The following is a 7,991-nucleotide window of genomic DNA, read 5'->3' on the forward strand; positions in this document are numbered from 1 at the left end:
CTCGTCGGATTTCGAGCGAGATTAACCTTTATCTTTGACGTGTAATGCCAAATACCTTTTTTCAGCAGACCCTAAATAAATTACTTCATCCTTCACTCTTCCTCTCCCGAACGAACCTGACTGTTGTTTCAGTTACAACAATAAAATTATCATTCAATCCATCCCCATATTGCAGAAGAAGTCTACGAAGGACATCAATTTTATTTATCGAGCGTTCATCATTGAGACGTAAGAGGATTACACCCTTATGAGGGTGTTGTTCGCGGTGGATTTTCTCCCCAAAATCCTTGTCGAGTGTAATGAGGATTCGGTTCTCTTTGAGCGCTTTCTGGAATACCTGGTTGTCGGTTATTCCACGGGCATCTTCGTAAACCGAAACCACATCGTGCCCTTGTTCTCGTAGCCAGTTAGCCGGATTTGAACCTACACACTCATCGACGAGGAACCGCATACTATACCTTCTCAACCGGAAGCGGCATGAAGTCCGAATTATCCAGCGAACAGGCTGCAAACAACAAACATGCTTGAATATCCTCCAGTGTCAATCCTTTATATTCTGCAATTATCTCCTCCGGTGTAGCTCCACGAGCAAGGAGATTGAGAATATACTCCACAGTCAGGCGCGTACCCTTGATGACCGGCTTGCCCGCCATAATGTTCGGATCAAAGGTGATTCGTGTAAGCAAAACTCTTTCTTGCATATATAGGTCCCTCCTTAATTATCATTTTTCCTAACCTCCATCAGTGTATGTTTAAAACAGTATATCTTTTTTGTTCGTAATTAGTCAAGGATTATATTGCTTCCCTTCTTTCATTCCTCCGCTTTCCTCAGTCTGTCAATAATCGCCTCTTTGAGCTTTTCAAGCTCCCTCTCGTCTTCGATTTTTCCGCCGCCCTTTTTACGGATATAGAAAGCATCAGCGATCTGATCCTGGTCGGTGCCGATACGGGCGGTATGGATATCGATATCGTGTGCGGCGAACACGCTCGTGACATCGTAGAGGAGGCCGGTGTAATCGGAGGCGAATATGTCGATGATAGTGAACAGTGAGGAAAGGGTATTGTCCACCCGCACCCGGGGCGGATAGTATACGGCATTCCGCTTGCGGCGCTTCCAGCGGAGACGGTGGCTGCGAATCAGGTCGCCGACCTGAATCTCGCCCGCGATCACCCGGTCCAGACTGCCTTTAAACATCCGCTGGGTTTCCGGGGAGATGCGCGTTTCTCCGGTTCCGTTCACAATGAGGAAAGTGTCGATGATGACTCCGTCGCTTCTGGTGAATATCTGGGCCGCGATGATGTTGATATCGGAGGCGGTGATTGTTCCGCAAATATCGGAAAGGGCGCGGGGATAATCGCCGCAGATGACTGTTAGATAGCTTAGCTTCCCCCGGCGGTGGAAAGAAGCCCAGGAACCGTGTTGTTTCATCAGTTCGATTCCGCTGATGTGGGACAGAATTTCACCGGGCGCGGTTACCCGGAGATACTGTTCGGGAAGGTTTTTGGTGTGTTTGCGGATTGCCGGGGCGGAGACCTTTCCTTGGAGGGCGTGCACTATTTTCTCAACACTGGCGTCACTGGTGACTGAGGTTTTCTCATATCCTTTTTCGATAAGCTGGAGCGCCCGGTTATACAGGCTCCAGAGAAGGGATTTTTTCCAGTCGGTGAGCGCTCCCTCGGACAGCGCTGAAAGGTCGGCGAATGTGAGCGCGGTGAGCATACGGAGACGGCCGGAGCTTGGGACACGCTCGGTAAAATCGCTTATTGTTTCCGGTTCGTCCATGTCGCGGCGCTGAGAAATATGGGACATGAGGAGATGTTCCCGGATGAGAAAACGCACAAGCTCGATGGTACGGTCATCAAAATTGAGCCGTTTCAGAGCCCTCGCCGCCAGCCGCTCGCCGTGGAGGGAATGGGATGCGCCTTCCGCTTTTCCGATATCGTGCAGGAGCCCGGCCAGATAGAGCGCACCCCTTGCGGTTATATCCTCCATGAGTGCATGGATCACCGTGAACGAAAAGAATTTTGCGGCAGTCATGGTTTCCAGGTTTTCGACCACCCGGATAGAATGTTCATCGGTGGTATAGGCATGATAGAAATCGTACTGGTAGTGCCAGCTTATACTGCCGAATTCGGGAATCAGCCGGGTCAGGACACCGTGATTGTGCATCAAACGGAATGAGCGTGAGACTCCGCTCCGCATGTTGACCAGGTCGTGGAAAGCCTTTTGTACATCCGGGTGGTCGGGGTATTCCACAGGCAAGTCCGCCAGAATCCTCTCGATGACCGAAGCGGTATCCTCGGTGAGCTGAAGAGAACAGGCCCCTGCCACTGTGAATATCTCCACCAGAAGGTGCGGATGCTTCAGGAGAAAATCATCGCTCTCCTCAAGCAGTGCGACCCGGGTGTCATCGGTGCGAAGCCCGATAGGGAGGACAAGCAAGGGCTTTTCTCCTCCGTTGAAAAACCGGTCGCGGATCCTGCCGACGACCCGGTTGGTCAGGCGGAACACCCTGCCCGCCCGCATGTAGTAGCGGCGCATCAGGTCTTCGATCGGCAAAGCGCCATCACCGGAATACCCAAGGTTTGCAGCTACCTCCGGCAAGTTCAGATGAGTGAGCACATCAGCCTTTTTCCCCGCTGTGAAATGGAGGGCGTTCCGCAGCCGAAGAAGAAAATCCAGGTCTTCACGGAGCGCGGAGACTTCACTTTCATGGAGCAGGCCGGCCCCCCCCAAATCTTCTATATCTTTCCCCCGGCCTGTGAGAGTCAGAAGCCACCGTGAAATATGAATGTCACGGAGGGCGCCCGGCGAGTCCTTTACATTGGGGGTTTGAATCTGCACTGTATTCCTGAACGATTCCAGGCGGATACGGCGCTCCTCTATCTTCTGCAAGGCCAGTTGTCTGCCGGCGTTTTCCTTGAGCCAGGCCAGATATTGGATAATGAATTCTTCCCAGATTTCACGTTTCCCCAGAAGAAACCGTGATTCGAGAAGCGAAGTGGCGAGATGGCTGTCCTCGTGAGCCTGGTGGATGCACTCCCCGGCGCTGCGGGTGGAATGTCCGATATCGAGATTCATGTCCCAGAGAAACTGAATCATGGCGGTGATCCCCGCTTCATGCTCTCCGCACGATTCTTTATCCATGAGGAACAGGAGGTCTATATCCGAAAACGGATTGAGTTCGCACCTTCCATACCCTCCGAGTGCGATGACCGCAAACTGCGGCTCTTCAACTCCGGGGAAACAAATACAGAATAGGTGACTGATGAGGCGGTCTGCAAGCGAAGACATGAGAGCGCAGAGCTCGATCCCGGATGCTCCTGCCAGATGCCGCGCCGCCAGTCGTTCTTGTATCTGTCCGAGGACTGCCCGATACGCACTAAGACCGTCGCGGGAAAGAATCCCGGCGCCGCCGGTAAGCGGATAATCGCTAGCGACAGCATCAAGGTCACGCTCGAATGATTCTAAAAAGGTGCGGTTTTCCTCTTTCTCAGAAGGCGTTGTCATATTTTTCTATCTCACCGTGTTTTTAATTGATTGCATGAAGAAATATTTCGACATGTATCAAATATCATTTTTCTTTCGAATTCAGGCAACTCTTTATTACCAAAAAAGGGGTGGTTTTTTTGAAGTGTGATAATTACATTAATCGAAAGAATTTTTTCTGGATCAGATGGGGTAACAATGAATCCAAACGTACCTTTAAAATCACACAAAACATACAGCTCCTTTCGTAAAGCAGAAGCGATTTTTGTTCTCCTGTTCCTTTGTATTGGAGGCTGGACAGAGCTTTCGTTTTTCTGGGGCGCCCACAACCCGAACGATATGAGTTTCAGGGGATCACCGTATGCGGAAGGGCTTTCCACAAACCTTTTACAATTATCCAGTTGTTTAAAAAATTTCTCAGGTGTGCCTCTCCGGTCTATTTCCTTGATCGGCGATGCTTACGATGAAAACAGAAGGATAATTGGTACCGGCTCTCTTAACCCAAGCACAGAGTTATCCATAAATCCCTCCGATACTCTTCGGTTTACCATAAAGATACATGTTTTTACCGACTGCCGGAATGTGAGGAGCATCATGCTAATTCCTCGTTCACAACTGGGCACAGGAAAAATACTCGTTCATACTTTACCAGCTTTATCAAATGAATAGCTTCTTGAGAGAAATGAACTTATGAAGTGGAAAATGATGCCCTCTACTCGAGCACTTATCACATATCTGTACGGCGCGGCGCTCGTTCTTGCCGGGGCTTGTGTTATACATCGATTCAAGGGACTGAAACTGATCGATGTCATGAGGGAACATTATCTGTCATCTCAAACTCCGGTCATCCCCATGGTCGGTTATATGGAGATCGACACGATCGGCCTGTTCCTTGCATTGCTTGGATCCGTAACACTCCTTTTGACTTACATCTCCCGAAATTTCCGGCAGGAGCGGGCATCAGATTTCGCGTTCATCGCCATTGTAAACATATTCACCCTGTTCTATTTCATGAATGCGTATATATGTGACGATGCATTCATCAGCTTTCGGACGGTCGATAATTTTATCAATGGATATGGATTACGGTGGAATACCATAGAACGAGTCCAGACATACACAAATCCGCTCTGGATACTCCTGATGAGTGTTTTCTACTACCCTCTTCAATGGCTTCATTCAATGGAAGACACCACGAAGATGTATTTCATCTCCATAGCCCTCTCCTATTTCGCCAGTCTGGCCGCAGTTCTCTCCATCGCAGCGTATTTGATACGGTTCAAACGCCATGTGGCGCTGGTTATTCTCCTCGCTGTGCTCTTCAGCTCACGGGCATTTGTCGAGTATACATCATCCGGTCTCGAGAATCCGCTTACCTATCTCCTGATCGTTCTGTTTTATGTCCGCTATTTTAGCGATGAAGATCAGAGCAAGCCAAAATTCATTGTCCCGCTCCTCGTGTTTGCTTCGCTCGCATTCCTGAACAGGCAGGATACACTGCTTCTGTTCGCTTTCCCAGCCGCCGCGCTCTGCATCGGTGCGTTTAAAACGCAGGGCAGAAAAACGATTGGACTGCTCGCGGCGGGATTATCTCCCGCATTTGGGTGGGTGCTCTTCTCTCTCATATATTATGGCTTCCCATTTCCAAATTCATACTATGCGAAGCTGGGGCTTACACCGGCGTCTGTTGTCTGGAAGCAGGGAATTAACTATTTCTTTTCAGTGCTTATCTCCGATCCTCTGACCGTGTGTGTGATATTTTTCGCCATAATTGTGTCGGTACTCAGAAAGGATCGCCGCAATCTCATGGCCGGAATGGGCCTCCTCGCCGCAGTCTTTTATGTGATTTCCACGGGCGGGGATTTTATGGGCGGAAGGTTTGTCTCCGCCCCGTTTCTCTCAGCAGTTCTCCTCGTCGCTCTGGGAGCGCCAGCTCCTAAACCGGACATTCCTTTGAAGGAATCCTGGCGGAAAAAGAAGAGGAAGGCACCCCGCAGTCCGGTGATCGAATTTGCGAGAAGATACCGTTTACGGTTAACAGTTGCGGCATGTATCATCTACAACCTGGTGATTCCCCTCACGCCTGCCAAAACCCCTCTTCAAGCGACTTACCTGAAAAGTGAATGGTATGGAATGAAATTGTTCAATCTCCCGAACGCGATCGGGAATATATATCAGAATTCCCCTTACTACTACGCTTCGAATCCGCTATTCTACTCCAAAGGAGGCTTTCCCTTCGGGAATTTAAGTTTTCATGTGATCAGAGATTGCCGTCATTGCCGGGCGTTAAGTGAAGAATCCCGCCCTGTATATATCGAAGGGGGCGGAATTGTCGGGTTTTGCAGGGGTCCCCTGCATCAGCTTATCGATCCCCAGGCTATTACCGATCCTCTCCTCGCACGCCTCCCCATACCCGATCTCACGGGAGGGTTCGTACCAGGTCATTTCACGAGGCCGGTTCCCGAAGGTCTTCTCGAATCCTATAGTGAAAACCGGAACATGCTGAAAGACCCGAAGCTCAGGAATTATTACGAAAAGCTTTTCATTGTGACACGCGGACCGGTATTCTCTGTAATACGGTTAAAATATATTCTCGAGTTGAACCTGCCCTGGAACCGCAGATACTCACACCCGTATACATAAAAGAGAGGATACAGCGATGATATGGAAAAAGGTTACTGTCTTCTGTACCTTGTTTGTCGTGTGGCATTGTGCACTTGCATCCGCCCAGAAAACCTCAGTAGGATTCACGCCGTTGAACGAACTCGGCGCAGGGTTGTATAAAGGATATTCCGGTGGCCTCTATCCCGCGGAAAGCAATGATTCGCCCTCATCCCATAAATCCGCCGGGCTTTCCATGGCCGGACTGATTCAGCCCCTGGACCAGACGGGAGCGGTGGATGCGGTAAATGGCAGGATAGTTTTCCTCTCTGTAGGGATGTCCAATACCACTCAGGAATTCTCGATGTTTAAAAGTATCGCCGACGCCGACCCGGTAAAAAACCCGAATGTTATTATAGTCGACGGCGCACAGGGCGGCCAGACTGCGGCGGTCATTTCCAATCCCCAGGCGCAGTATTGGACTATTTGCGACCAGCGGCTGGCAAGCGCGAAAGTCACCGCTCAACAGGTCCAGGCGGCCTGGCTCAAGGAAGCCGACGCCGGCCCGACCCAGGCATTTCCCATATATGCCCAGACACTCCAATCAGAGATGGAAAAAATTGTCGGGATTCTGAAAATCCGTTACCCGAAGATCAGGATTGTCTACCTGTCCAGCCGGATATACGGCGGTTATGCTACCACCACCCTCAATCCTGAACCGTATGCCTATGAATCGGGTTTTACCGTGAAATGGCTGATCGAAAAACAGATCAGCGGCGATACGGCGCTCGCCTTTTCCGGTGCTGAAGCAAAAGCGCCCTGGCTGGCCTGGGGGCCCTATCTCTGGGCGGACGGCCTGAATGCCCGGGGCGACGGTTTGAAATGGGAGATCGCCGATTTTCAGTCGGACGGCACCCATCCCTCCAGCTCCGGACAGAAGAAGGTGGCGCAGCTCCTTTTGAACTTTTTAAAGACCGAACCGACCGCCAGGGGTTGGTTCTTAAAAAAACAAGCAACCGGAGTAAAACAGGGCGCTCTTGACCTCCCCGTTCAATTCAGCCTGGAACAGAATTATCCGAATCCGTTCAATCCCGCAACAACAATACGGTATGCCCTGCCCAGTTCACAGAAGGTTTCCCTTAAGGTATTCGATTCCCTGGGCCGTGAAACCGCCGGGCTCACGGAAGGGGAGAAAGCTCCCGGGTGGCATACGGTGATTTTCGATGCCTCTAACCTGGCGAACGGAGTGTATTTCTACCGGTTGTCCACCTCGCTTTTCACCTGCACCCGAATGATGGCAGTAGTTAAGTAGTCCACAGCTCTTCCCCGGCGCCTCTCCGAATACAGTCTGAACCATGATTCGCATGATTTCATAATTGATTTGATTTTTATATATGACGACATATTTTAATGCGTTTCTTTCAAAATAGATGCCGAAACAAGTTCGGCATGACACGTGTCATCCTGAACTCGTTTCAGGATCTAAACACTCAAAACATGCGCAATTATTTATGTCGTATAGTATAATTCATCAAGGCTATCCCGTAATCCTCATAATCAAGGTTCAGACTATTTTTTGTCTATGGCGACATATTTTATTGCGTTTCTTTTCAGATTAGATGCCGAAACAAGTTCGGCATGACACATGTCATCCTGAACTTGTTTCAGGATCTAAACACACAAAACATGTGCAATTATTTATGTCGTCATGTATAGATTTCAGATTTCATCTTTCCGATTTCTATAATCCGTCATTCTCACTGGCCATCCCCCAGAATTTTTGTACTAATGTTTGTAACTCCTTATAATGCTTATCGTTATAAGAATAATTTTATGTGAAAGTATTATCGGATAATTGCATGCCTTCTTGAAGGACTGATCCCCCCTGTCCTTTGGACAT

The 7,991-nt window shown here is 49.5% G+C and carries 6 protein-coding genes; 3 read left to right on the forward strand and 3 right to left on the reverse strand.

The window, feature by feature from the left end; genetic code table 11:
• Positions 1-85 precede the first annotated feature (85 nt).
• The 3 genes from Q8O92_08695 to glnD all read right to left on the reverse strand — a co-directional run bounded on the left by Q8O92_08695 (position 86) and on the right by glnD (position 3,511).
• Positions 86-451 carry a DUF5615 family PIN-like protein gene (locus Q8O92_08695; GenBank protein ID MDP2983393.1) on the reverse strand — a complete coding sequence of 122 codons (366 nt, stop codon included), beginning with the start codon at positions 449-451 and terminating at the stop codon, positions 86-88.
• A gap of 1 nt (position 452) precedes the next feature.
• The gene (locus tag Q8O92_08700; GenBank protein MDP2983394.1) at positions 453-701 is read right to left on the reverse strand and encodes a DUF433 domain-containing protein; all 249 of its coding nucleotides are present in this window, start codon (positions 699-701) and stop codon (positions 453-455) included.
• Between the two features lie 110 nt (positions 702-811).
• Complete coding sequence (gene glnD / locus Q8O92_08705; GenBank protein ID MDP2983395.1) at positions 812-3,511, reverse strand: [protein-PII] uridylyltransferase; 2,700 nt, start codon at positions 3,509-3,511, stop codon at positions 812-814.
• A 177-nt stretch (positions 3,512-3,688) separates the two neighbouring features.
• On the opposite strand from glnD, the gene Q8O92_08710 reads away from it, so the two are divergent.
• Genes Q8O92_08710 through Q8O92_08720 form a run of 3 tightly spaced genes read left to right on the forward strand, consistent with a single transcriptional unit; the run spans position 3,689 to position 7,403 of the window.
• Complete coding sequence (locus Q8O92_08710; protein ID MDP2983396.1) at positions 3,689-4,159, forward strand: hypothetical protein; 471 nt, start codon at positions 3,689-3,691, stop codon at positions 4,157-4,159.
• 21 nt (positions 4,160-4,180) lie between these two features.
• The gene (locus Q8O92_08715; protein ID MDP2983397.1) at positions 4,181-6,133 is read left to right on the forward strand and encodes a hypothetical protein; all 1,953 of its coding nucleotides are present in this window, start codon (positions 4,181-4,183) and stop codon (positions 6,131-6,133) included.
• A 16-nt stretch (positions 6,134-6,149) separates the two neighbouring features.
• Entirely contained in the window at positions 6,150-7,403 is a 1,254-nt protein-coding gene (locus Q8O92_08720; GenBank protein MDP2983398.1) for a T9SS type A sorting domain-containing protein, read from the forward strand.
• Positions 7,404-7,991 lie beyond the last annotated feature (588 nt).

This window comes from Candidatus Latescibacter sp. (assembly GCA_030692375.1).
Taxonomy (GTDB): Bacteria; Latescibacterota; Latescibacteria; order Latescibacterales; family Latescibacteraceae; genus JAUYCD01.

Excerpts from the sequence above, each read along its gene's own strand:
- Q8O92_08695 (MDP2983393.1), bottom strand. The coding sequence starts at position 451 with ATGCGGTTCCTCGTCGATGAGTGTGTAGGTTCAAATCCGGCTAACTGG.
- Q8O92_08700 (MDP2983394.1), bottom strand. The coding sequence starts at position 701 with ATGCAAGAAAGAGTTTTGCTTACACGAATCACCTTTGATCCGAACATT.
- glnD (MDP2983395.1), bottom strand. The coding sequence starts at position 3,511 with ATGACAACGCCTTCTGAGAAAGAGGAAAACCGCACCTTTTTAGAATCA.
- Q8O92_08710 (MDP2983396.1), top strand. The coding sequence starts at position 3,689 with ATGAATCCAAACGTACCTTTAAAATCACACAAAACATACAGCTCCTTT.
- Q8O92_08715 (MDP2983397.1), top strand. The coding sequence starts at position 4,181 with ATGAAGTGGAAAATGATGCCCTCTACTCGAGCACTTATCACATATCTG.
- Q8O92_08720 (MDP2983398.1), top strand. The coding sequence starts at position 6,150 with ATGATATGGAAAAAGGTTACTGTCTTCTGTACCTTGTTTGTCGTGTGG.